The sequence below is a fragment of the Qipengyuania sp. RANM35 genome, assembly GCF_041021145.2.
GTDB classification, from domain to species: domain Bacteria; phylum Pseudomonadota; class Alphaproteobacteria; order Sphingomonadales; family Sphingomonadaceae; genus Qipengyuania; species Qipengyuania soli.
The window spans coordinates 2,146,370-2,171,341 of sequence record NZ_CM196433.1; the positions used below are offsets into that span (position 1 = coordinate 2,146,370).

General features: G+C 64.8%; 20 protein-coding genes. 6 read left to right on the top strand and 14 right to left on the bottom strand.

Features of this window, described 5'->3' with window-relative positions:
• Positions 1–18: 18 nt before the first annotated feature.
• Together RAM60_RS10740 and RAM60_RS10745 are read right to left on the bottom strand one after the other, a co-directional pair.
• Positions 19–1,641, bottom strand: a complete 1,623-nt coding sequence (locus RAM60_RS10740; protein ID WP_369026773.1) for a phytoene desaturase family protein — start codon at positions 1,639–1,641, stop codon at positions 19–21.
• Entirely contained in the window at positions 1,638–2,804 is a 1,167-nt protein-coding gene (locus RAM60_RS10745; RefSeq protein WP_369026772.1) for an aromatic ring-hydroxylating oxygenase subunit alpha, read from the bottom strand. The genes RAM60_RS10740 and RAM60_RS10745 overlap by 4 nt, the downstream gene beginning before the upstream one ends.
• Positions 2,805–2,843: 39 nt before the next feature.
• On the opposite strand from RAM60_RS10745, the gene RAM60_RS10750 reads away from it, so the two are divergent.
• Positions 2,844–3,440: a TetR family transcriptional regulator C-terminal domain-containing protein gene (locus RAM60_RS10750; protein WP_369026771.1), complete on the top strand. Its 597-nt coding sequence runs from the start codon at positions 2,844–2,846 to the stop codon at positions 3,438–3,440.
• Between the two features lie 57 nt (positions 3,441–3,497).
• On the opposite strand, the gene RAM60_RS10755 is transcribed toward RAM60_RS10750, so the two are convergent.
• Both RAM60_RS10755 and RAM60_RS10760 read right to left on the bottom strand, forming a co-directional pair.
• Positions 3,498–5,894, bottom strand: a complete 2,397-nt coding sequence (locus RAM60_RS10755) for a TonB-dependent receptor (RefSeq protein ID WP_369026770.1) — start codon at positions 5,892–5,894, stop codon at positions 3,498–3,500.
• A gap of 154 nt (positions 5,895–6,048) precedes the next feature.
• The gene (locus RAM60_RS10760; protein WP_369026769.1) at positions 6,049–7,827 is read right to left on the bottom strand and encodes a tetratricopeptide repeat-containing sulfotransferase family protein; all 1,779 of its coding nucleotides are present in this window, start codon (positions 7,825–7,827) and stop codon (positions 6,049–6,051) included.
• A 91-nt stretch (positions 7,828–7,918) separates the two neighbouring features.
• Between RAM60_RS10760 and moaC the strand changes: the two genes are divergently transcribed.
• Positions 7,919–8,398 carry a cyclic pyranopterin monophosphate synthase MoaC gene (gene moaC / locus RAM60_RS10765; protein WP_369026768.1) on the top strand — a complete coding sequence of 160 codons (480 nt, stop codon included), beginning with the start codon at positions 7,919–7,921 and terminating at the stop codon, positions 8,396–8,398.
• Here the strand turns inward: moaC and RAM60_RS10770 are convergent.
• The 3 genes from RAM60_RS10770 to RAM60_RS10780 form a co-directional block, all read right to left on the bottom strand.
• Complete coding sequence (locus RAM60_RS10770) at positions 8,395–9,531, bottom strand: trans-sulfuration enzyme family protein (RefSeq protein WP_369026767.1); 1,137 nt, start codon at positions 9,529–9,531, stop codon at positions 8,395–8,397. The genes moaC and RAM60_RS10770 overlap by 4 nt on opposite strands.
• 80 nt (positions 9,532–9,611) lie before the next feature.
• Positions 9,612–10,877, bottom strand: coding sequence for a TolC family protein (locus tag RAM60_RS10775; RefSeq protein ID WP_369026766.1), 1,266 nt, complete (start codon positions 10,875–10,877; stop codon positions 9,612–9,614).
• A complete protein-coding gene (locus tag RAM60_RS10780) occupies positions 10,877–12,157 on the bottom strand; it encodes an NAD(P)/FAD-dependent oxidoreductase (protein WP_369026765.1) in 1,281 nt (426 codons plus the stop codon). The genes RAM60_RS10775 and RAM60_RS10780 overlap by 1 nt, the downstream gene beginning before the upstream one ends.
• 120 nt (positions 12,158–12,277) lie before the next feature.
• On the opposite strand from RAM60_RS10780, the gene RAM60_RS10785 reads away from it, so the two are divergent.
• Genes RAM60_RS10785 through trxC form a run of 4 tightly spaced genes read left to right on the top strand, consistent with a single transcriptional unit; the run spans position 12,278 to position 17,302 of the window.
• The gene (locus tag RAM60_RS10785) at positions 12,278–12,571 is read left to right on the top strand and encodes a rhodanese-like domain-containing protein (RefSeq protein WP_369026763.1); all 294 of its coding nucleotides are present in this window, start codon (positions 12,278–12,280) and stop codon (positions 12,569–12,571) included.
• Positions 12,571–13,611: an efflux RND transporter periplasmic adaptor subunit gene (locus tag RAM60_RS10790; RefSeq protein WP_369026762.1), complete on the top strand. Its 1,041-nt coding sequence runs from the start codon at positions 12,571–12,573 to the stop codon at positions 13,609–13,611. Before RAM60_RS10785 ends, RAM60_RS10790 begins: the two co-directional genes overlap by 1 nt.
• Positions 13,608–16,868, top strand: coding sequence for an efflux RND transporter permease subunit (locus RAM60_RS10795; RefSeq protein WP_369026760.1), 3,261 nt, complete (start codon positions 13,608–13,610; stop codon positions 16,866–16,868). Before RAM60_RS10790 ends, RAM60_RS10795 begins: the two co-directional genes overlap by 4 nt.
• Positions 16,865–17,302 carry a thioredoxin TrxC gene (gene trxC, locus RAM60_RS10800; protein ID WP_369026759.1) on the top strand — a complete coding sequence of 146 codons (438 nt, stop codon included), beginning with the start codon at positions 16,865–16,867 and terminating at the stop codon, positions 17,300–17,302. The genes RAM60_RS10795 and trxC overlap by 4 nt, the downstream gene beginning before the upstream one ends.
• On the opposite strand, the gene RAM60_RS10805 is transcribed toward trxC, so the two are convergent.
• The 7 genes from RAM60_RS10805 to RAM60_RS10835 form a co-directional block, all read right to left on the bottom strand.
• The gene (locus RAM60_RS10805; protein WP_200981382.1) at positions 17,299–17,658 is read right to left on the bottom strand and encodes an ArsR/SmtB family transcription factor; all 360 of its coding nucleotides are present in this window, start codon (positions 17,656–17,658) and stop codon (positions 17,299–17,301) included. The two genes, trxC and RAM60_RS10805, sit on opposite strands and share 4 nt — an antisense overlap.
• 5 nt (positions 17,659–17,663) lie before the next feature.
• Positions 17,664–18,302: a peroxiredoxin gene (locus RAM60_RS10810; RefSeq protein ID WP_369026757.1), complete on the bottom strand. Its 639-nt coding sequence runs from the start codon at positions 18,300–18,302 to the stop codon at positions 17,664–17,666.
• Between the two features lie 138 nt (positions 18,303–18,440).
• A complete protein-coding gene (gene mobA / locus RAM60_RS10815) occupies positions 18,441–19,049 on the bottom strand; it encodes a molybdenum cofactor guanylyltransferase (RefSeq protein ID WP_369026756.1) in 609 nt (202 codons plus the stop codon).
• Positions 19,046–20,152, bottom strand: a complete 1,107-nt coding sequence (locus RAM60_RS10820) for an Mrp/NBP35 family ATP-binding protein (RefSeq protein ID WP_369026754.1) — start codon at positions 20,150–20,152, stop codon at positions 19,046–19,048. Before RAM60_RS10820 ends, mobA begins: the two co-directional genes overlap by 4 nt.
• A 1-nt stretch (position 20,153) precedes the next feature.
• Positions 20,154–21,110 (bottom strand): dimethyl sulfoxide reductase anchor subunit family protein, encoded by a 957-nt coding sequence (locus RAM60_RS10825; protein ID WP_369026753.1) that lies wholly within the window; start codon positions 21,108–21,110, stop codon positions 20,154–20,156.
• 1 nt (position 21,111) lies between these two features.
• Positions 21,112–21,858: a 4Fe-4S dicluster domain-containing protein gene (locus tag RAM60_RS10830; protein WP_200981387.1), complete on the bottom strand. Its 747-nt coding sequence runs from the start codon at positions 21,856–21,858 to the stop codon at positions 21,112–21,114.
• Positions 21,855–24,824, bottom strand: a complete 2,970-nt coding sequence (locus tag RAM60_RS10835) for a molybdopterin oxidoreductase family protein (protein ID WP_369026752.1) — start codon at positions 24,822–24,824, stop codon at positions 21,855–21,857. Before RAM60_RS10835 ends, RAM60_RS10830 begins: the two co-directional genes overlap by 4 nt.
• Between the last annotated feature and the right edge of the window lie 148 nt (positions 24,825–24,972).

Sequence of the window (24,972 nt, forward strand, 5' to 3'; positions counted from 1 at the left end):
GCACTGCCGTCCGACGCGTCAAACCGCAGAAAAGCGCCGCCAGTTGCCGCGATCGAAGATCACCTCGCGCGCGCAATTGTGGCCCGGCGCGCCGGTGACGCCGCCGCCCGGATGGGTGCCCGCACCGCACATGTAGAGGCCCTTCACCGGTCCGCGATAGGCGCCATTGCCGAGCACCGGACGCGCTGACCACAGCTGGTCGAGGCTCATGTGCCCGTGCATGATGTCTCCGCCGACGAGGCCGAACTTCTTGTAGAGCCCCTTGGGGCTGAGCACCTGCCGCCCGAGGATCGAGGCGCGGAAGCCGGGTGCCTGCGCCTCGACCGTGTCGATGATAGTGTCGGCGGCGGCGTTCTCCTCGTCGTCCCAGTCGCGGCCCGTTCCGTCTTCATTGGCAGGAAGCTCGGGCGCGAACTGCTGGCAGAACAGGCTGGCGACGTGCTGGCCCGGAGGGGCGAGGCTGTCGTCCACCGTGCTCGGGATCAGCATCTCGACGATCGGCTTCTTCGACCAGCCATGCGCCTTCGCATCGAGGAAGGCCTTGTCCATGTAGTCGAGCGTCGGGGCGAGGATGATGCCTGACTGGTGATGTTCGCCCGGCTCGGGAAGGCAGGTGAACTTCGGCAGTTCGGACAAGGCGACGTTCATGCGGAAGGTGCCGCCGCCAGCCTTGAAGCCCTTCATGCGACGGCGGAAATCCTCGGGCTGGTGGCTCGCGTCGAGCATCTTGCCGTAAAGCAGCTTCGGCCCGACATTGGCGATAACCCTCTTCGCCGCGATCTCCTCACCGCTTTCGAGGCGGACGCCGGCAACCGCATCGCCATCCACCAGAACTTCGGCGACCGGCGCTTCGAGGCTGATCTCGACCCCGCACTTGCGGCAGACATCGGCCATGATCTGCGTGATCGTGCCCATCCCGCCGATCGAGTGGCCCCAGGCGCCCTTCTTGCCGTTCACCTCGCCAAAGACGTGGTGTAGCAGGACATATGCGCTGCCCGGCGTGTCGGGGCTGGCATAATTGCCCACCACGGCGTCGAAGCCGAAAGCGGCCTTGACCGCCTCGCTCTCGAACCACTGGCCGAGGAAGCTGGTCGCCGACTTGGTGAAGAGGTCGAGGATGTCGCGCTTGGCCGCAAGGTCTAGGCGGGACATCCCCCAGCCCTGCGTCGCACCCGCGATGAGCGTGCGCAGGCCTTCCCCCACATTGGGCGGGCTCTTGAGCGCGAGGTCGCGCAGCACTTCAGCGACGCCTTCAAGCGCGTCGTAATAGGCTGGCAGCGCCTCGGCGTCGGCATTCGAGAACTTGCGGAATTCCGCCTGCGTCCGCTCGAGCCCGCCGCCGAGCTTGAGGTAGCCGCCGTCTTCCTGCGGCAGGAAGTTGGAGATCGGGCGTTCGATCACCCGATAGCCATGGTCGTGCAGCCGCATGTCACGAATGACCTTGGGCTGCAGCAAGCTTACTGTGTAGCTCGCCACCGAATTGCGGAAACCGGGGTGGAATTCCTCGGTGACCGCCGCGCCGCCGACGACATCACGCCGCTCGACGATGCGGACCTTGAGCCCGGCTTGCGCGAGATAGAAGGCGCAGACGAGCCCGTTGTGGCCCGCGCCGATGATCACGGCGTCGTATTGCTTGGTCATTTGTGGCTCCAGCCGGCAGGGGGTTGGCGTTCGAGGCGTGCCTCAGGAATGGTTTCGCGCATGCGCTTGCAGAAATGCTTGAGGCAGACTTCCTTGTCGCTCAGCGGCCCCATCGAGAAGCTGCGCGAGGCCATGCCTTCCTGCACACGGGTGATCAACATGGTGTCCTCGGCATTGACCTGCCGGTTGATCCGCCAGTTGAGATAGCGCGCGGCGCGCATCTCGCGCCTGTCATCTGGCAGGACATAGCTGATCTCGCGGATCAGGCAGGTGGTCGGGCCGGTCGGCAGCCACTGCATGAAGTCGACCTGGTCGGGGTAGATGTCGAAGGCGACGTTCGGCCACAGCTTGAAGTAGAGCCAGTGGCGCTGGCTCGCCTCGGGCAGGTGTGGCACCGGCGGCAGCAGCTTCTGGTACATGCGCTCGGACCAGTTGGCGCTCTCGCGGTCTTGCATATCGCCCCACATCCGGTCGACATTCGCTTCCGCCTCGACGCCGTAGCTCTTGCCGAACAGGCGGGTAAGGCCGGGGTGCGCGACGGGGATGTGGAGCCCGTCCGAGTAGTTGTCGCCGACGTTCTTCCAGTTCACCTCGCGCGGGCGCAGGGTCACACGACCCAGCGCGCCAAGTTCCTCGAAACGATAGGGTTCGACCATGGCTTCATAGGTCGCCATCATCTGCGCCACGGTTGGGCCACCATCGTCCTCCAGCCGGACGAAGATGAAACCGCGCCAGATTTCGAGTTCGACCGGCACCAGTCCGGCTCGGTCGCGGTCGAGCGTGGGATAGCTCGCGCTGTCGGGCACGCCCGTCAGGCGTCCATCGAGGTCGTAGGTCCACGCGTGATAGGGGCACACCAGCTTCTTCGCGCAACCGACCGCGCCGTCGACAAGGCGCGAGCCGCGATGGCGGCAGACATTGGTGAAGGCGCGCAGCACATCATCCTTGCCGCGCACCACGATCACGCTTTCCCCGCAATAGTCGAGCGTGTGCCAGTCGCCATGGCCGGGAATGTCGCTGACATGGCAGACGACCTGCCAGCTGGGGCGGAAGATGCGATCCAGTTCGAGGCGATGGAATTCCTCGTCGTGATAGGTCCACGCGGGCAGGCTCCACCCGTCGAGCGGGTCGCCCGCCGCCTCTACGATCCTCTGCGTTGCCATTGCGCGCTCCTTGCTATACACTCGTATAACAAGCTGCATATGAGCGCACAACCCGCCTTTACCCGCGCCGATCCCGACGAGCGCAGACAGAGCCTTATCGAAGCGACCGCGCGCGTCTTGGCAGAGAGGGGTGCAGCAGGAGTCTCGGTGCGGGCGATATGCGCCGAAGCAGGTGTCTCCCCCGGCCTGTTGCGGCATTATTTCGCCGGCGTGTCCGAAGCGATCGCCGAAACCTATCGCTGGATGGGAACTCGCATCGCGCAGGCGCTCGACGCAGCGGTCGCCGAAGCAGGGCCCGATCCGCGCGCGCGCGTGCTCGCCTATCTCACCGCCAGCTTCAGGCCGCCCATCGCGTCGCCCGACCTCCTCGCCAGCTATGTCGCGCTGTGGAGCCTCACTCGCAGCGACCCCTCGGTCGCCGGGGTCAGGGCGGAGGTGTATCGCGATTACCGTGCCGACCTCGAGAAACTGCTGGTCGAATGGCGGCCCGACCTCGCCGATCCGGCACTCGCGGCGATAGCCCTTACCGCACTCATCGACGGCCTGTGGCTCGAACTCTCGCTCGGCGACGCACCCTTCGCGCCAGAGCAGGCGAGCGAACTGGCCGAGGCATGGCTCGATCGCCTCGCGGGCTGAAACGAAAAAGGCCTGGCGCTTGGCCCGGCCTTTCCCGTCAAATACCGGTGGCTCCGATCAGAAATCGAAGCCGGTCTTGATACCGATCACGCGCGGCTTGATGACAGTGTCGTAGAAGACGCCGCCGGTGCTGCTGATCCCGTCGGGATCGCCGCAGGTGGTTTCGAGGCACTGGACGCCGGTGTTGATCACCCCGCGCTCGTCGAACAGGTTCGTCGCGAAGAGCTCGAAGCGCATCTTGTCGTTCTTCATCCCGATGCTCAGGTCGAGCGTGGTGTAGGCGGGGAAGGTACCCTTCAGCCCGTTCTCGAAGGTGCGAAGATCGCTCCGCCGGCTTCCTATATGGGCGAGAGCGCCCTGAACGTGACCGTCCCACGAACCCAACGGGAATTCGTAGCGCGCAATCGCGTTACCCTTGAACTTGGCCGTGATCGGCAGGCGCGTCCCGGCAGGGGCCAGCAGCGCGTTCACACGACCATCGCCAGGATCGAAGGTACAATCGAAGTCCGGATTGGCGATGCGGCAGAAGTCCTTGCGGATCGTCGCATCATTGTAGCTGCCCGAAAGCGAAAGCGTCAGGCCGTTCGCACGGTAGCTGAAGTCGGCTTCGAGACCGCGGATGCGAGCGATACCCGCATTGCGGATTTCGGTCAGGCCGTTCTCGCCAAGGAAGGACAACTGGATGTCGCTCCAGTCCTCCTGGTAAACAGCACCATTGAAGGTGACATCGCCGAAACGGGTCTTCCAGCCGAGCTCGTAATTGTCGAGCGAGTCCGGCTTGTAAGGAGGCAGTGTACCGCGACGGTTGATGCCGCCCGGACGGAAGCCTTGCGACCAGGTCGCATAGACAAGGACGTCCGGATTGATCTCGTAGGTCGCATTGAGCTTCCAGATCGCATCGGTGTCCGAGGTGACCTTGTCGAGGTTGGTACAGGGCGTGCCGTCCACGATCGGACCGGCGAAACATGCTGCCTCACCCGTGCGGCTCGAGAAGTTGGCGTTGTAGCCGAAGAACCCGATGAGCGAGTTCTTGTACTTGTAGAGGCGCGCACCACCGGTCAGCGTCAGCTGGTCGGTGACGTCGAAGCTCAGTTCCCCGAACGCAGCATAGTCGCGGTCGGTACGGGTCTGGCGGGTCAGCCAGACGTTGCTTTCCGTGCCGGTGACCGTGAACAAGTCGGTCAGATTATCGATGATGTAGTTCTGCGTGATCTCGTGGCGCTGGCGCTGGGCGAACAGGCCGCCGATGAAGCGGATCGGCGCTTCCTGCGGGCTGGCCACACGGATTTCGCCGAACATCCGGCGATATTTGTCGCCGCCCTGGATGTACTGGTTCGGGCTGATGAGATCGTAATTGTTGTCGTAGAAATACGCGCCGTAGCCGTAGAGTGCGTCATAGAAATACGCGTAGTCCGAATAGTCGGATTCGACGTGATCCTTGCGCCACAGGCCGCCACCGGTGGCCGTGAGGTCCCAGTTGCCCAGCTTGCCTTCGATGGTCAGGGCGGCCTGGAGCCACTTGTCCTTCGAATATTCGGGATTGTACTGGACTGTCTGGAGATCGCCGGTGACCGCGGTCGAGCGTTCCTGCGAGAAGCTGCCGTTGGCGGTCTGGACCTGGCCCATCACGGTCGGACGGACAGTCCAGTTGTCGTCCAATTCGATGCCCAGGGCGACACGCGCACCATAGGTCTCGACGTCGTTGTAATCTTCCTCGACCAGGGCAGCATTGTTCTGGGTAATGCCCGAGGTCGGGTAGGTCCGGCTACCCGCGACATTGTCGATGTAACCGGCATCCTTGCGATACCAGCCGACCACACGCAGCGCAGCGTTCGAGCCGAGGCTGGCGTTGTAGAAGCCTTCCGCCGTGCCGCCGATGCCGCCATGGGCGACCTGGTTCAGTTCGAGGTCGATGGCACCGTAGCTGTCGCCATAGTCGGGCGCATTGGTGACCATCTTGATCGTGCCGGCCATCGAGCTGGCGCCGTAGAGCGTGCCCTGCGGGCCTGCCAGCGCCTCGACACGCGCGAGGTCATAGGCATGGATGTCGAGCGCGCCCTGGATGGTCGTGATCGGCATTTCGTCGAGATAGGTGCCGACGGTGGGCAGCGAGGACGAGTGGTTCGCGTTCTCGCCGCTGGCGACGCCGCGGAAATAGACCTGGCTGAAGCCAGGCGCGGCCGTCTGGATCGTGACCGACGGCAGGAACTTCACCACGTCCTGCAGTTCGCTGACCTGAAGCTGGTCGAGCTTCTCGGTCCCGATGGCCGTGATCGCGACCGGCACGTCCTGCAGGTCCTGTGCGCGCTTCTGCGCGGTCACGATGATGACATCGGTGTCGGTCTCAGCGGCACCGGCATCCTGCGCAAGCGCAGGAGTCGTGGCGGTAAGCGCGGTCCCCGCGAGCAGGCTGGCCGCCATGCTAAGGCGACGGCGCTTGTGCTCGAATACCATAATTCCCTCCTTGAATGCGTCCCCACTTCATAACCGCCACAATTGTGCCGTTTTGCCAAGGCCAGACGGCTGGCCTGCGTCGACTCCCCACAGCTTTCCGTCGAATTCATGGCATTTTTGCAACGGCCTCAGCGACCGAGCGGCAAGGAAGTTGCTAGCGCGCGTATGTGGTCGGCAAATCGCCGAGCGCCTTTTCGAGCGGTCCGAGCCACTCCCGATAGGGCTCCCATTGCCCTACCCCGTCGCGATTGATCGGGCGGCGCACCTGCTCTGACGACGCGGTGCGGACTGCCCGTGTGTTGCGGTGAAATTCGAGACAAGCCTCTTCGAAAGGCAGGTCGAGATAGGCCAGCAACGCGCGGACCTCACCCTCGGGATCGTCGAGCAGGTGTTCGTGGATCACACGATGGATGCGGCCGGGAAGCACGGCGTCGTAATGGTCCATCGCGCGCACATAATCGGCATAGTAACGGCCGATGTGTTCCAGCGAGTAGGAAAAGCCCTGCCCCTTGGCGAAATGCTGGCGGAAATTGGAGAAGCAACAATCCATCGGATGGCGACGCGCATCGATGATCTTCGCATTCGGAAGGATCAGGTGGATGAAGCCGGCATAGCTCCAGTTGTTGGGCAATTTGTCGATGTAGAAGGGCTTGCCGCTCTTGCGCTGTACGCGGGTGCGCTCGAGGAACTCTGCGCCGAGTTCCGCGAACTGCGCCGCGTCCATCTCCGCCACGGCATCGGGCCAGTCGCGCAGGTCGCCGCCTGACTTGCGCGCCTCGCGCATGGCCATTGCCGGGATGTCGGGCAATTCCATCGTCCCTTCGACCTGGCTGTGGCTCGACAGGATCTGTTCGAGCAGGGTCGATCCGGCGCGCGGAAGGCCGAGAATGAAGATCGGGTCCGGCGTGGGATCGCCGACGTCCTTGTGCGCTGCGGCGAATTCGGGCGTCATCACTGCGATCATCCGGTCGACCTGGTCGGTTATCGCCTGCGGGTCGTAGGCCAATTCCTCGCTCCGCAAGGCGTTGCCGCGTTCGTAGTGACGGAAGGCCGCTTCCGCATTGCCACGGTCGGCATAGGCCTTGCCGAGGGCGAAATGGAGATGGAGCGCATCCTCGTGCGCGGGATTGCCTTCGAGGGCGGCTTCCATCGCCCCAACGTCCGCTTCGGTGAATTCGACCGTCTTGAGATTCGCCAGACTCCACCAGACCTCGCCGAGGTCGGGCTGCGCAGCGAGTGCGGCACGATAGGCGGCAATGCCCTCGTCCTGCCGCCCCACCGTCTTGAGCATGTGACCGTAGCTCATCTGCAGCTTGGCATGGTCGGGGAAGGTCTCGGTCAGTTCGCCGTAGAGCTTCAGTGCTTCCTCGTAGTCACCGATGCGGCCCAGCGTCGCGGCCATCAGATTGCGGTTGCCCGGATTGGCCGGGTCACGCTCCAGCACCTCGTCGAGGACCTTGGCGGCCTCTTCGTAACGGCTCTGCTTGTAGAGCACGTTGGCGAGGTTCGCGCGCGCTGCGGTAAAACCCGGCGCGATTTCGAGAGCGCGGCGCAGCAGCCGCTCTGAATCGGGCAGTCGCCCGAGACGCGCTGCGAGTTCGGCCATCAGGCGTATCGCGGCGGCATCGGTCGGCAGGCGGGTCAGTCGCTGGCGAAGCAGGCCCTCGGCCTGGGGCAGGTCTCCGTCCTGCAACGCGATGGCGATGGCCAGCATTTCGGGATCGGCGGCGGTCGCCCGGACCGCGGCCATGTCCGCCGCATCCGCCTCTGCCTCCTCGCCCAGCTTGCGCAGCGCACGCGCCAGCAGGCGATGTGCCGGTGCCAGTGCCGGATCGCGCGCAACCGCCGCCCGCAGGCGCGGCAGGGCAGCCGCAGGATCGCTCTCGACGAGGGCGGCCATCGAAATCGGCTTGTCTGTGGAAGGCGTGTCCATTGCCCTATCGCGTAACATGCCGCCGTGAGGACGCAAACCCGCCAGCGATTTGTCCTCGACAGGCGTGCATGGTCCTGCTGGAAGGGCGGACATGAGCGAGCTTACCCATCTGGATGATCAGGGCCGTGCGCACATGGTCGACATCTCCGGCAAGGAGGCCACCGCGCGCGTCGCGACGGCTCGGGGAAGATTGACCTGCGCAAGCGCCACGCTCGACGCGGTGCGCAAGGGCAAGACGCCGAAGGGCGCGGTGATCTCGACCGCGGAAATCGCCGGCATCATGGCGGCCAAGCGCACTGCCGATCTCATCCCGCTGTGCCATCCGCTCGCGCTCTCCAAGGTCAGCGTAACGATTGCGCCCGACGATGACTTGCCCGGCTTCGCGGTAGAAGCCGAGGTCCGCACCACCGGACCTACGGGTGTGGAAATGGAAGCGCTGACGGCAGTGTCCACCGCCTGCCTGACCCTGTTCGACATGCTCAAGGCGATCGACCGGACGATGGAGATTTCCGGCATCCGCGTGGTCACCAAGACCGGCGGCAAGTCCGGTGCCTGGGGCGCGGAAGCCTAGCCGAGCGCGGCGGCGAGGTCGTCGATCAGCGCCTGAGCCCCTTCCAGACCGACGGACAGGCGCAACAGCGATGCGGGCAATCGCGGTTCGGGGCCGCCTGCGGGATCAAACTTGTGGCCGGTCATCACCAGGCTCTCCGCCCCGCCCCAGCTCACGGCATTGCCAAACAGCTTGAGCCGGTTCGCGACTTCGACTGCGCGCTGGAAGCCGCCCTCACCCAGTTCGAACGAGAACAGGCCTGAGTGTGCGCCGGCATTGCCTTCCAGTTCGGGGTGGAAAACCCGCGCCACCGCCGGGTGCGCCTTGAGGTACCGCGCCACCTCCAGCCCGTCGGCCCGGTGCCGCTCCATCCGCGCGGGCAGGGTCATCAGGCCGCGCAGGAACAGCCAGGCTTCGAACGGCGGCATGCGCGCACCGAGCAACAGGTAGGCGTCGTAGAAAATGCGCTCGAGCAGGTCCGCCGGGCCGACCAGCGCGCCGCCGATGGCGTCGCTGTGCCCGCCGATGTATTTCGAGCAGCTGTGGATCACGAGGTCGACGCCCATCGTGATCGGCTTCTGCAGCAACGGCGTGGAGACGGTGTTGTCGATGGCCGAGAGTACCCCACGCGCCTTGGCAAGCGCAGCGATGCCTTCAACATCGACACGACCGAACAGCATCGATCCGGGGCTCTCCAGGTAGATCATCCGCGTTTCGTCGCGCAGCGCCGCGGCCACCTCCTCGACCGATCCGCCGAGGATGTGGTCGTGGGAGACTCCGAAATCCTCGAGCCTTTGCGCGAGTTGAAGCGTCGGGCCGTAGATATCGTTGACGAACAGCACATGGTCGCCCGCCTTGAGCAGTCCGAACAGCAACGCCCCGATCGCGCCCATGCCGGAGGCAAAGCACTTGCACGCCTCACCCCGCTCCAGCTCGGCAAGCGTCCGTTCGAGCACGCGCACGGTGGGGTTGGTTCCGCGCGAATAGACCGTCGCGAGGTGTTCCTGCCCGAGCTCGCGGTGAAGCTCTTCCATCGTCTCCTTGCGGAAGATCGATGCCTGCGCGATCGGCGGCAGGACCATGCCGCCGCTCTCCGACAGGTCGTCGCCAGCGCGCAGGCAGATCAGCTGGTCGCGCGGGTCGATGACGCTCATTTCAGGCACTCCCATGACCGGAGCGGTTACACCCGCTCACGCGCTTGGGAAAGGCGCAGCCGACCAAGCGTCCCCGTCATTCAGCCTTCGCTGTCCATCCCCGCTATCGCCCGCAGGGCATGCGCCGCGAGGATGCGTCTGCCCGCCGCATCGATCCTCGCGCTCTCGGCCTCGATCGCCTCACGCTCTGCATCGAGCAAGGCGACCTGCGGCTTGGCACCCGCCTTGACCTCGAGCCGAGTGCTACGAAGAGCTGCCTGGGTTGCCTCGGCGCGTTTCTCGGCTGCGAGGAGCATGGCGGTCGCGGTCTGAAAGTCGCTGTAGCGCTGGATTGCCGCAACCCTCAGCTGCTCCTCGTACTCCTGCACGTCGAGGCTGGCCGCCCGCGCTTCGGCGGCCGCGCGATCCACTTTCGAAGACACTCGACCGCCGCTGAAGAAAGTCCACTTCGCCCTCAGGCCAACGCTCGCGCTGTCCGCCTTGTAGCCGGGGAAGAACTGGTCGCGGACAGAGGAGGCATCGGCATAGGCAGCCACCGTCGGCAGGTATTCGGACCTTGCGGCCCTTTCGCCGGCGGAAGCGATCTTCGCAACGTAACGCGCCTGCTCGATCTCCGGATTGCCGGCGATGGCGGCATCCACCGCCGCCGCTGCAGTTTCGGGCGTTTCGGGCGGCGCGGGAAGATTGGGGAAGAGTTCTATGGGCTGGCCAGCGAGCTGCGTCAGCCGGGCGGTAGCAGCCGCCAATTCACCCTTGGCTGCAGCAAGTCCGACCTCTGCTTCGGCAAGCCTGGCCTCGGCCTCCGACACGTCGGTCGAAGTGGCGGCACCGACTTCAAACATGAGACGAGCCTGGCGCAGAAGTTCCTGCATGGAGCCGACCATCGTCTCGTAGGCCCGTGACCTCTCGCGAGCCGACAGGGCTGTCGTGTAGGTGGAAATCACCTCCGTGCGCAGATCGCGTGCCGCAATCCTGCGAGCCAGCCGGGCAGCTTCCAGCCCTCCTCTCGCCTGGTCCACCGCGGCACCGATCCGTCCGCCCGTGAATAGGGGCCACTGCGCACCGACCTGCGCGACTCGCGGGGTGACATTGTCGGCGGGCAAGGCGAAGAAGCCTTGCGGATCGATCCGGCCGACACCGATCTGACCCTGGAGGTCAGCCGTCGGATTGCGTTCTGCCCGCGCCTGTTCGACCGCAGCTGTGGCCCCGTCCTCACGCGCCATTGCCGCAGCGACCGCTGGCGAGCGCGCAAGAACCATGTCGATCGTCGCATCGAGGGACTGGGCTGCAGCAGGAGAGGCGACGAGCGCCGAGGCGCTCGCAAACAACTGGGCGGCGCGGGACATCAGTTCAGTTCGAGCTTCTTGATGCCCATCGCATGCAGCGCGAGCTTCTCGTAGAACGGCTCGCTCTGACCCTTGCGAACCTTGCGCAGGAAGTACTTTTCGAAGCCGATCTTGGCGAGGTGGACCCACTTGCCGTCGGACGACCAGTTGACATTGCGCGGGGGGATTTGCGGCTTGGCGACGAAGGCGACGCCGCCATCGCCGAAGTCGGCAAGGCAGACGGCGTTCCACGTCGCCTCGTGCGTCGGTTCCTGCCCGGAAAGGATTTCCTTCAGGTTCTGGGCAACCGCAGTCACCATGCTTTCGATCATGAACCCGGTCTTGGGCACGCCGACGGGCAGCGGTGTCGGACCTGTGGGCGGAATGGCGATGCAGACGCCGAGGCCGAAGATGTTGCTGTAGGCCGGATTGCGCTGGTGCTTGTCGACCAGCACGAAGCCGCGCGGGTTGACGAGGCCCTCGAGCCCCATGATTGCAGGGACCCCGCGGAACGGGGGCATGAGCATGGCCCAGCCGAAATCGAGGTCGTGCTTCTTCTTTTCCGATCCGTCCTCGTTGACTTCGGTCAGTTGCATCTTGCCTTCTTCGACACTGTCGACCTTGGCGTTGGTGATCCACTTGATGTTACGGTCGCGCATCTCGCTTTCGAGCAGGCTCTTGGTGTCGCCCACGCCGTCAAGACCGAGATGGCCGATGTAGGGTTCGGGCGTAACGAAGGTCATCGGGACCTTGTGGCGGATCTTGCGGCGCTTCAGTTCCGTGTCGATGATCATCGCCATTTCGTAGGCCGGGCCATAGCATGACGCGCCTTGGGCGGCGCCGACCACGATGGGGCGGGGATTGGCCGCCAGTTCCTCGAACTTCGCATGCGCTTTGGCCGCATGGGCGGTTTCGCAGATGGACACGGTGTTGTGTTCAGGGCCGAAGCCGTCGATCTCGTCGAAAGCGAGGTCCGGACCGGTCGCAATTACAAGATAGTCGTAATCGATGAAGCTTCCGTCGTTCAATTCGACTCGATTGGAAGCCGGGTCGACTCTCTTTGCGCCCACTCCGTTATAGCCGATCTTGTGCTTGGCCATGACGGGCGGGAGGTGAACCTTGAGCGCCTCCGGCTCGCGCCATCCGACGACAACCCAGGGATTGGAGGGCGCGAACCAGTAGTCGTCGCCCTTGTTGATCACGGTCACCCGCGCCTTGCCCTTGGTCGCCTCGTTGATCTCGTACGCAGCGATGGTGCCCCCCAGTCCAGCGCCCAGGACAACGATGTGCTTCTCACTCATGCGACTGCTCCTCTCCGGAAATCACTTGACCGCTATGACATCTACACGATATTTGCAAGTTACTAAATGAAAGGATCGAAAGTGTTTGGATTTGGCAATCGCAAACCCATCCGAGAAATCATGCCTGCCGAGCTGCACGACATGATCGTTGCCGGTACCGCGATCGTGGTCGACGTCCGCGAGCCGGGAGAATTCCAGGGCGGCCACGTTCCCGGTGCTATCAATCTCCCGCTGTCGCGCTTTGACCCCGGTCAACTTCCGCAGGCCGAAGGCAAGGAAATCGTCCTGAACTGCGCTGCGGGCATGCGATCGGCAAAGGCGCTGAAGATGTGCGGCGACCTGCCGGTCGACACGCACCTGCGCGGCGGCATGGGCATGTGGCTCCGTACCGGCCTGCCGGTGGAGCGCGGCTGATGCACCGCCCGGGGGCAAGATTGGCGGGTGTGCTCGCCCTGGCGTTGTCATTGGCGTCGTGCGGACGCGATACGGCTGACGAGAATCCCGCCCCTGCGGCTCAAGACGGTGCCGCCCCGATTGTCTTGCGCGAGTCCACCCTGCCCGGATGGCAATCGGTCAGTGCCGAAGTCTCCACCGTCGACCAGGCGGTTGCGGCAGCACGCATACCCGGCGTGCTGGTTTCGCTGAACGTCAGGGAAGGCGACTACGTCAAGCGCGGTCAGGTCATCGGCCGGATCGTCGACAGCCAGCTCGGTTACCAGAGCGGCGCCTATGGCGCTCAGGCCGCCGCCGCGCAGGCGCAGGCCGCGCAAGCCCAGGCCGAACTGCAACGCACGCGCTATCTCTACGAGAATGGCGTCTACGCCAAGGCGCGACTCGAACAGGCCCAGGCAGCGAGTTCGGCAGCGCAGGCACAGGTCCGCGCCGCGCGGCAGCAGCAGGCAGCGGTCAATGCTGTCGCGGGCCAGGGGGCGGTGGTGGCACCAACATCGGGTCGCGTCCTCGTGGCGGACATTCCTGCTGGGTCGGCAGTCGCACCGGGGATGCCGATCGCGACGATTACCTCGGGGCCCGTGGTCCTGCGCCTCGAACTGCCCGAAACACTTGCCGACAAGGTTCGCGCCGGAACTAAGGTCCGCGTGACCACAGAGGATGGCAGCGAGCTCACCGGCACACTCGCCCGTCTCTACCCTGCAGTCGCCGGAGGGCAGGTCCGCGCCGATGCCGAGGTTTCCGGTCTCGATGCGCGGCTGATCGGACGACGCCTGGCTGCGGCCATCGATGCTGGCGCCAAGTCTGCCCTTGTCGTGCCCGACAGCTACGTCACCACAAGATACGGTATCGACTACGTCACGGTTCGCGCGAAGGACGGCAGCACCGCCATCGTTCCGGTCCAGACTGCCCCTTCCGGCAAGGCCGACACTCTCGAAATCCTCTCGGGGGTCACTGCAGGTGATGTGCTGGTCAAGCCAGCCCCCGGCGGAGCGGTAGGATGAGCCTTGGGATTTCCGGTCGCCTGACACGGGCGACCATCAACTCCCCGCTTACCCCGCTGTTGCTGCTCGCAGCGATACTCGTCGGCGTGATCGCCACGATGACGATCGCACGCGAGGAAGAACCCCAGATCAGCGTGCCGGTGGTCGACATACAGGTGGCTGCACCCGGGCTTTCGGCAGAGGATGTCGCCGAGCTGGTGGCCAAGCCGCTCGAAACGATCGTCAAGTCGATCGATGCGGTAGAACACGTCTACACGCAGGCAGAAGACAACGGCGCAATGGTCACCGCACGCTTCGAGGTCGGTTCCGATCCCGAAGATGCTGCGACGCGCATCGATGCCAAGATCAATTCGAACATGGATCGGATCCCGGTCGGCATTCCCCCGCCGCATGTTACCGTGCGCGGGATCAGCGACGTGCCCATTGTCGTGCTGACGCTGAGCCCGAAGGCCGGAGCCCCCGGGCAGTGGACCGACCAGGCAGTTTACGAGATCGCCGACCGACTGAAGACCGAGGTCGCGAAAGTCGAGGATGTCGGTCTCACCTTTCTCGTCGGCGGGCAGCAGCAAGCGATCCGCATCGTGCCCGATCCTGCGAAGCTGGCCGTCCACCAGGTCCCGCTGGGTGCGGTGCTGGAGGCTGCGGGACAGGCCAACCGCGCCTTTCCTGCGGGGACCGTTCTCGAAGGCGGCACTGCCGCGACCGTGATCGCCGGCCAGAACCTGCGCAGCGCGGACGAGGTCGCCGACCTTCAGGTGCGCTCGGTCACCGGCGCCCCCGTCTACCTGCGCGACGTGGCGACGGTGAGCGAAGGGCCGACGCAGGACCAGTCGCGCGCATGGCGTTGGGCCCGTTCCGGTGGAGGCGAAGAGGGCCAGTGGACCATGGCTCCTGCGGTCAGCCTCGCGGTGGCCAAGCGTGCAGGTGCCAATGCGGTCGAGGTATCCGATGCGGTTGTCGCGCGGGTCGAGGCGCTCGAGGGCTCCCTGATACCCCAGGGCCTGTCGGTCGACGTCACGCGCAATTATGGCCAGACCGCGAACGAGAAGGCCAACGAACTCCTCTACCATCTCGCACTCGCCACGGTGTCGATCGTGGTCCTCATCGGTTTCTCGATCGGATGGCGCGAGGCGGGAGTGACCGCCATCGTTATTCCCACGACGATCCTGCTGACCATGTTCGCCAGCAAGATCATGGGCTTTACCATCAACCGCGTCAGCCTGTTCGCGCTGATCTTCTCCATCGGCATCCTCGTCGACGATGCCATCGTGATGATCGAGAACATCGCGCGCCACTGGGTCATGAACGACGGACGCGACCGCAAGACAGCAGCAATCGAGGCGGTGGCGGAGGTCGGCAATCCGACCATCGTGGCAACGCTGACCGTCGTGGCAGCGCTGTTGCCCATGCTGTTCGTATCGGGCCTGATGGGGCCGTACATGGCGCCCATCCCGATCAACGCCAGCGCGGCCATGGTCTTCAGTTTCTTTGTCGCGGTGATCATCGCGCCATGGCTGATGATCCGCTTTGCGCGGCAGACGCTGGCGGACGGTCACGGCCATGACGAGCATGGCGGCAAGCTCGGCGAACTCTATGGCAGGGTGGCCGCGCGAGTGATCGGCGAGCGCCGGACTGCGCGCAACTTCCTGATTGCCGTCGGGGTGGCAACGCTCGTCGCCTGTTCGATGTTCTACTTCAAGGCGGTGACGGTGAAGCTGCTGCCCTTCGACAACAAGTCGGAGGTCCAGCTGGTCGTCGACATGCCCGAAGGGACCAGCCTCGAAACGACCAGCCGGGTGCTGGAGCAGGCTGCCAGCGCAGCCCGGTCGGTGCCCGAAGTCGTCTCCATGGAGGCCTATGCCGGCACCTCGGCACCGTTCAATTTCAACGGCCTCGTGCGCCACTATTTCCTGCGCAACCGCCCGTGGATGGGCGACCTCATGGTAACCCTGTCGGAAAAGGGCGAACGTTCGCGATCCAGCCACGAGGTCGCGGTCGACCTGCGCGAACGGCTATCGGCGATCACCCTGCCGAAGGGCGGGTCGATCAAGGTCGTCGAGACGCCGCCCGGCCCGCCCGTCCTTTCAACCCTGCTTGCCGAAATCTACGGACCCGACGAACAGGCCCGGCGTGCGACTGCGGAGCAGGTCGAGAAGATCTTCCGGCAGGTTCCCTTCATCGTCGACGTCGACAACAGCTTCGGCCAGCCCGTACCGCAGCTGCGGCTCGTGCCGGACCGCGACAAGCTGGATTACTACGGTCTGTCCCAGCGCCAGGTCTACGATAGCATCGGTGCGCTGCTGAGCACGCAGACTGTCGGCTATGCGACGCAGGGCATGGGACGCCATCCGCTACCGATCCAGATCACTCTGGACCAGTCGCAACGCAGCTGGAGCCAGCAATTGGGGGCGACTCCGGTCGCTGCCATGCAAGGTCCGGGCGGCGGCAGGTTGATCCGGCTCGACCAGGTGGTGAAGGTCGAGAACACTGTCGGCGGTCAGTCGATCTTTCGCCGGGACGGTCGCGGCGCGACGATGGTCACCGCCGAACTGGCAGGGCGCTACGAAGCCCCCATCTACGGTATGCTCGAAGTCAATCGCGCCATCGACGACTTCGACTGGAAGGCTGCCGGCCTGGCCAAGCCCGATGTCCGGCTGAACGGCCAGCCGTCCGATGAAGAGCACACCACGGTCCTGTGGGACGGCGAATGGGAGATCACCTGGGTGACCTTCCGCGACATGGGTGCCGCCTTCATGGTCGCGCTCCTCGGCATCTACGTGCTGGTCGTCGGCCAGTTCGGTAACTTCAAGATCCCGCTCGTCATTCTGACCCCGATCCCGCTGACACTCGTCGGTATCGTGCTGGGCCACATGCTGTTCGGGGCGCCTTTCACCGCAACGAGCATGATCGGCTTCATCGCGCTTGCCGGCATCATCGTGCGCAATTCGATCCTGCTGGTCGATTTCATCCGCCATGCCCGCAGCGAGGAGAAGAGCCTGCGCGATACCCTGCTGGAAGCGGGCATGATCCGCTTCAAGCCGATCGTCCTGACAGCGGCGGCTGCCATGATCGGCGCTGCCGTGATCCTCACCGACCCGATCTTCCAGGGCCTCGCCATTTCGTTGCTGTTCGGGTTGGCCAGTTCGACCCTGCTGACCGTGCTGGTCATTCCGGCAATCTACGTGGTGTTGCGTGATGACGGCAAACCGATGACACTGGTGCGGCATGAACCCGATGAGGAGGCACCTGCGACATGAGCAACGACATCGCCGTCTGCGCCCATTGCGGCGGATTGAACCGTGTCCCGGCTGAAAGACTGGGTGACTATCCCAAATGCGGGAAGTGCGGCAAGGCTGTCTTCACGGGCAAGCCCGTGGACGCCGATGCCACCATGTTCGACCGCTTCGTGACCAAGGGCAGCCAGCCTGTCCTGGTCGACTTCTGGGCCAGCTGGTGCGGCCCCTGCCGGATGATGGCCCCGGCCTTCGCAAGCGCGGCTGCCAAGCTCGAACCGCAGATCCGCCTGCTCAAGGTGGACACCGAGGCACAACAGGCCATCGCCGGGCGCTACCAGATCCAGTCGATCCCCACGCTGATGCTGTTCAGGGGCGGTCGCGAAGTGGCCCGGCAGGCAGGTGCAATGCCGGAACAGGCGATTATCGGCTGGGCCCGCCAGGCCTCCGGTCTCTAACGGAAGACCCGCGCGAAAGTGGCCGCGCCACCGCCGCTGTGAATGCGCGAAGTGTGGCGGTCGATCCTGCGCTCCGTCGCCGTCCCTGCCAGCGCATCGAGCATCTCGCTCGCCCCGAGCAGTCGCTCGCTGTCGACCTGGTAGAATATCTGCTTGCCGTGGCGGCGGGTGATGACGAGGTCGGCCTTGCGCAGGATGGCCAGCTGTTGCGACAGGCCGGGCTGGGCAATGCCGGTGATATCCTCGATCTCGCTGACGGCGTGCTCGTCCTTGATCGCACAAAGGATCTGCAGCCGCACTGGATGCGCGATGGCGCGGAGCAGTTCCGCCGAACCTTCGAAGTCGCGGTCTTCCATCGTACCTACTCCCGGTCCTGCGTCTTGTTGAAGAACCAGCCCGACGCGTCTTTCGGTTTCAAGACATCGCTCACCGTCTCGCGCGGGGTCACCAGCAGCTCGTCACCAGGCTGCCAATCGGCAGGGGCGAGCACGTCCCCGCCATCGACACGCTGGAGCGCGATGAGAAGCCGGAGCATCTCGGGCACGGAACGTCCGACCGTGGGCGGATAGCAGGTTGTCGCGCGAAGGACGCCCTTGGGATCGATGAAGAAGGTCGATCGCACCGTCCCGGCGTCGAGCGCATCGGCGGAGATCATGCCGTATGCGCCGGCAATCTCCATCGTGGGGTCCTCGATGATCGGGAAATCGACCTCGAGCCCGGTCATATCGCGGATCATGCGTACCCAGGCGAGGTGCGAATAGAGACTGTCGATCGACAGCCCGATCAAGGCGCAATCCCGTTCCCCGAACTGGGCGGACGCGCGCGTGATCGCGATGAATTCGCTCGTGCAGACCGGCGTAAAGTCGGCCGGGTGGGAGAACAGGATTACCCATTTCCCCCGATAGGTCGAAAGGTCGATCGGTCCCTGCGTGCTGCGCGCAGCGAAGAGAGGGACGGTTTCACCGATGCGCAGCGGATGTTCGGTTATCGGGTCAATCACAGGCTCTCCACGTGTCCCGCATCGTCGCCGGCGGCACCATGCGAATAAGGCGTTCCATATACACGATTAGCGATATTGTGGAAATGATTGCGAAGCTGGAGCGGCATTTTTCAGCATGTCGCTCGAAAAGGCATTCGCTCAGGATTGGTCGAACATTTTTTCAGCGATAGCAAGGTCTTCCGCAGAATTGATGTTGAAGAACGGATCGATTTCGCCGCCGGTCGGCCATTCAACCCGGACGCAGCCCACGGTTTCGGCAAGTCGCATGAGAGAGTGGTTCTTGCCAGCTTTCACCGACTCAATGCCCGCTTGCGCTTCCGCCACCTGCCACAAGGAGCACGTTGGATGGTCGCGCCCGTTGCTTTGTGCGATTGCGCAGGCCGCGCTGGCGTCCGCGTCCAGCCTCTCGCGGAGCCGGTCGCAAAGGTCATGGGGCAGAAATGGAGCATCAACGGGGATCACGAGAAGAGTTTCGGCCCCCGACTGCGCAGCGCCAAGGAGTCCTGCCGCGAGACCCGCCAGCGGGCCTCCCATTCCCCCGGCATCCTCGACAAATACCGCGTCGTCGTGATCACCGCCGTCATGCCGCGTGCCGGCCACGATTGTCCGTCCGCCACTCCAGCGCCGCGCCATGCGCAACGCGTGATCGAGCAATGTCTGGCCAGCGAGCTTGCGCAGCGGCTTGCCGCCCCCGATGCGGCGGCCCTCGCCTCCTGCGAGGACCAGAACCATCGGTGTACGGCTCATTGGCCTGCCGGTGCTACAGCGAGGTCGGTCATGATCCTGTCGGCCATCGCCAGATAGGCCTGTGCGATGGCGCTATCCGGGGCTGCGAGCACGATCGGGAGTCCTTCCTCACCCTGGCGCATGATCGCCGGGTCCAGCGGGACCTGACCGAGGATGGCGATCCCCTTTTCCTTCGCAGCGGCAATCGCCCCGCCGTGGCCGAAGATGTCATGCGTGCTGCCGCAATCGGGGCAGGTGAACTGGCTCATGTTCTCGACCATGCCGAGCACGCGAATGCCGATCTGGTCGAACATGTCATAGGCTTTGCGCGCATCGATCAGGGCGATGTCCTGCGGCGTCGAGACCAGCACCGCGCCGTCGACAGGGACGGTCTGGACAAGGCTGAGTTGCGCATCGCCCGTCCCCGGCGGCAGGTCGACCACGAGCACGTCGACACCGCCGTCCTCGTCCCAAGCCACGCCGCCGAGCAATTGCTGGATCGCGCCGATGACCATCGGGCCACGCCAGATCGTCGCACGATCCTCTGGCACAAGGTGGCCCATCGAAATTGCCTTGAGGCCATGGCTGACCACCGGCCTGATGCGGTCATCCGGAGTGAAGTCGGGCCTCCCGCCAGCGCCGAGCATCTTCGGAACGCTGGGTCCGTAGATGTCGGCATCGAGGATTGCGACCTTGAGCCCGCGCTGTTTCAGCGCCAGCGCCAGATTGACCGATGTGGTCGACTTGCCGACCCCGCCCTTGCCGCTCGCGACGGCGACGATCTTCCTGACACCATTGAGGGGTTGTGGTGCCGGCGGCCTGGGCGGCGGTACGGCCCCGCGCGGCATCGATGGCTCTCGCGCAGGTTCGGCACGGTGCGCGGTCAGCGCGATACGCACCGACTTCACGCCGGAAAGCTTGGCGACGGCGCCTTCGCACTCCTTGCCAACAGCCTCCATCGCGTCGAGCGTCCGGGGATCGATGGCGAGGATGACAGTGACATCGCCGTCCCTGATCGCCACGCTCTCGACTATCCCGGAGGAGACCACGTCCCCGCCCGTGACCGGGTTCATGATCGTGCCCAGCGCATCGCGCACACGCTTCTCGGTCAGCGGTCGCAGCATGTCAGACAGCCTGCTCGCCATAGAACAGCGTCACGACATGCTTGGCTTCCGCGAAGAACAGCCAGCGTTCGGCGGTCAGGCCGATCTGGCAAGCAACGGCGGCCAGCAAGGCCAGGAGGATGGCCAGCGGACCCTCGGGAAAGACGAGGCCCATCGCAACGCACAGGATCGGCACGACGAAGCCGAGCAGCAGCGCGATGCGGCGCAGCTTGTCGGCGTGCTTGCGCGCGACGCGAAAACCCATTTCGCGCAGCAGGTAGTTCTCGGCATCGTGCGGGCTGGCGGTCATCTCGACCTTGCCGAGATGGCCGAGGCCGGTGGCCGTACCCGAAGTGCTGACGGGTCCGGCGCTGCCGATGTGCTGCCAGTAGAGCAGCTTGACTGCGAGCCCGGCGAACAGGGCTGCCAAGGCGATCACCCGCATCGCCTCCGCAGCTTCGGCAAAGCCGAACAGCTTCAGCAGGAGCGCAAGGATCACCGCACCGTTCATGGGGCCGAGGACGAGGTAGGCGGCGATCGTCCAGCCGTTGTGCCACGCGGGGATGGTCCGCAGCGAGGCGTAGATCATCGAGGTGCACCAGACCGTCGCGAGACTCATCAGCGCGCCGAGCAGGCCCAGCACCATCGAGGTCGAGGCAGGAGTGAGACCGAAGACCCAGGTCAGCGCGAACAGGCCCATCGGTACGAAGGCGAGGATCGCGGCCACGCCCTCCCTCGACAGCCAGCTGGAACGCCATTGCGAAAGCGCCCGCCATGCCCGCTCGGGATGGCCGAGATGGAACGTCGAGGACAGCAGGCCCGCGGTGATGAGGCCGAGCGCGAGACCGAAGGCGACCAGCCCGAAGACGAGGTCGCCCGGCAACAGGCCCAGCGCGGCCAGCACGGCCAGCCAGACCATCATGCCGTAGCCTGCGCCGCTCGCGGTGGTGAAGAAGATGACGGATTTGGCGGGGTGCATCCTACGAAAGTATCCTATCGACCCAGCGCGCGATCAGGCCGGCGCCATCGGTGCTGTCGTCCTTGTGATCGAGCATTCGTGGCGCTTTCTCGTCGTCGCCGCGCTGGCGTGGGCGGGGTGGCAAATACTTGTTGACCGGCTTCGTCGCCTGCTCCGGCATGAGGTCATAGCCGCCACGCGCAGCGACCAGTTTCGAGACTTCGCTTTCCGGATCGCCCAGGTCGCCGAAGCTGCGCGCGCCTGCGGGGCAGGTCGAGACGCAGGCCGGGACGCGGCTCTCGGCGGGCAGGTTCTCGTTGTAGATCTTGTCGACGCACAGCGTGCACTTCTTCATCACGCCTTCGTGCTCGTCGTATTCGCGCGCGCCATAGGGACAGGCCCAGCTGCACAGCTTGCAGCCGATGCAGATGTCCTCGTTGACCAGCACGATGCCGTCCTCAGTGCGCTTGTAGCTGGCGCCGGTCGGGCAAACGGTGACGCAGGGCGCGTCCTCGCAATGAAGGCAGCTGCGCGGGAAATGGACGGTTTGCCCGCGCCCTGCATCGTCGGTGGTTTCGTAGGTATGGATGCGGTTGAACCATACGCCGTCGGGCTTCTTGCCGTAGGGATCGTAGTCGGTCAGCGGCGCGCTTTTCGCGCCCGCATTCCATTCCTTGCAGTTCACCGCACAGGCATGGCAGCCGACGCAGATGTCGAGGTCGATGACGAGGCCGAGCTTTTTCGCCGTGCTGTCGGGAAGCGAGGTCATGAATCCTCCCTCACGCGGTTGCCGCGACCGTCACGGATGCCCGAAATCCACGAATGATTGGCCTGCCGCTGGCCGATGAAGTCCTTGAGCGGTTCCTTCCCGCCGGTGTCCTCGCCCTGCAGGTCCTTGCCGTATTCGAGTGGCCCTTGCGGTCCCGCCATGCGCTTCGCCAAAGGCTCGAACATCGGCCAGGTTTCGTCCGCCTCTTCCGCGCTGCATTTCTTCAGCCGCACGCGCAGGTCGTACCATGCCGCCTGCCCCGTGACCGGGTCGGAGTTCGAATATTCCTTGCCGCCTTTTTCCGGCAGCAGTTTTTCGGTGATGATGTGGTTCAACAGGAAGCCCTTGGTGAATTCGGGGCTGTCCTTCTCGAGGCCCCAGGCACCCTTGCGCTTGCCGATCGCGTTCCAGGTCCAGACGACCGAAGGGTTCACACCGGTGACGAGCCGCACCTGCGCCTTCACCCGCCCGCGTCCGTTCTCGATCCACACCCAGTCGTCATCGGCAAGGTCGTGCCTGGCGGCGAGATCGCGATGCATGTGGAGCTTGTTGGCATTGGTGATCTGCCGCAACCAGGCGTTCTGGCTGCCCCAGCTGTGATACATGTGCATGGGCCGCTGCGAGAGCGCGTGGACCGGGAACTCCTCGCCGCCCTCGTCGCGTTCGAGGAAAGGCTGGTACCAGATCGGCAGGGGGTCGAAATAGGTCTCGATCCTTGTCCGATGCTCGTCCGGCGGCTGGACCCGCCCATGCCCCTGCGCGGCGAGGCGGAATTTCTGCAGATCCTCGTTGTAGAGCTGGAATGTGATCGGGTCGGCATGGCCGATCCACTTCATCTTCGTGGCGTAGTCGAGATATTCGCGATTGGCGTATTTCATGAACTGCGCCGAAAGCGGCAGTTCCTCGTGCCAGAAGCAGCCATGCTCGATGTAGCGTTCGAGCTGATTGGGATTGACCGCACCCACACCCGACTTCGAGCCATCCTCGCCGCGCCAGCCCGATAGCGGGCCGACACCGGGCGAACGCTCGTGATTGACGATGTAATCCTCGTATCCGCCGGGATACTTCGGCGATCCGTCGGGATTGGTCATGCCCGGCAGCCCGAGCCGCGCGCCGAGGTCGAGCAGCACGGTCTGGAACGGCCGCACGTCGCGGTCGAGCGGAAGCACCGGCTGGCGGATCGCGTCGCCCCCGCCGTGCGCCGAGGAGATCGGCCGGTCGAGCATCGAAATGCAATCCCAGCGTTCGAGATAGGTCGTGTCGGGCAGGATCAGGTCGCAGTAAGGCACCGTCTCCGACCAGAAGGCATCGGAATAGATGATCTTCGGGATGACGTATTCGCCGCTCTCGTCCTTCTTGGTGAAGTACCCCAGCGTCTCGGGGATGTTCATCGAGCTGTTCCAGGCCATGTTGGCCATAAACATGAACAGCACGTCGATGCCGTAAGGGTCCTTGGTCGCCGCATTGTGCAGCACCATGTGCATGAGGCCATGGAGCGCGAGTGGGTGCTCCCAGCTATAGGCCTTGTCGATCCGCAACGGGTCGCCGTGCTGGTCGACGATCAGGTCCTCGGGCGAGCGCGGGAAGCCGAGCGGCGGGCCGTCGAGCGGGACGCCTGCCTCTGCCTTGGGCCATGCCGCCTTGACGCCGGGCGGGATCGGCTTGGGGAAAGGCGCCTTGTAGCGCCAGCCGCCGGGGCAATCGACCGAGCCCAGCAGTGCCTGGAGGATGTGGATCGCGCGGCAGGTATGGAAGCCGTTCGAATGCGCCGAGATGCCGCGCATGGCGTGGAACGAGACCGGACGCCCGACGAAGTTCTTGTGGCGGCGGCCCCAGGCATCCACCCAGGGCTCGTCGATCACGATTTCCTTCTCGAACGCGGTCTCGGCCAGCTCGGCAGCGATGCGGCGGGTGGTCGCTGCGGGCACGCCGGTCGTTTCCGCCACGGCCTCGGGCGAGAATTCGTCCGCGAGGTAGCGTTCTGCGAGGATCTGGAACGAAGGCACGACCCTGCGGCCATTGACGGTCCGCTCACCGGCAAAGGCGGGCTTGATGTGGACCGCATTGGCGTGGATCGCCTTGCCCTGCGCGAGGCACCAGGCAAGCGGCCCGCCATCCTCGTGGCGCAGGAACAGGCCGTCGTCTGCCGCGCCGGGCTCGCGAATGACGAGCCACGGCGCGTTGGAATAGCGGGCGAGGCTGGCGAAATCGATCTTCTCGGCGCGCAGCAGCTCGTGGATCAGGGCGAAGACGAAGAGCCCGTCAGTGCCCGGGCGGATGCCCACCCATTCATCGGCGATCGCGGAATAGCCGGTGCGCACCGGATTGACCGAGACGAACTTGGTCCCCAGCCGGGTCTTGAGATTGCCCAGCCCCAGCTTGATCGGATTGCTGTCATGGTCGTCGGCGACGCCGAACATCATGTGATAGAGCGTGCGCTCGTAATCGGGCTCGCCGAATTCCCAGAACGCGCCGCCCAACGTGTAGAGCCCACCGGCTGCCATGTTGACCGAGCAGAACCCGCCGTGCGCGGCGAAATTGTGGGTGCCGAACTGCGTCGCCCACCAGCCGGTCAGCGATTGCGATTGGTCGCGCCCGGTGAAGAAGGCGAGCTTGGCCGGGTCCTTGCGCCGCACTTCCCCGAGCCATTCGGTCGCCAGCCCCAGCGCCTCGTCCCATTCGATCTCGCGGAACTCGCCCGATCCGCGCTCGCCCGTGCGCAACAGCGGCTTGGTCAGCTTGGCGGGCGAATACTGGTGCATGATCCCGGCGCTGCCCTTGGCGCAGAGCACGCCCTTGTTGACCGGGTGATCGGGGTTACCCTCGATATAGCGGATCGCACCGTTCTTGAGGTGGACCTTGATGCCGCAGCGGCAGGCGCACATGTAGCATGTGCTCGTCTTCACCTCGTCCGAGACTTCGGGCGACAGGCCGACCTCTTCCCGGACGGTCTCGAACGGATTCACGAACTGACTCTCCCTCCGCAACGCGGTCCCGGACGGGCGTTACGCGTCCCCACCACACATGTCATGTGGCGCATGCTCTGCTGTATGTCCACCGTTGGACTTATGGTTTCTGCGCGGCCCGGGCGAAGCCTTGGCTTCGGGGCGGGCC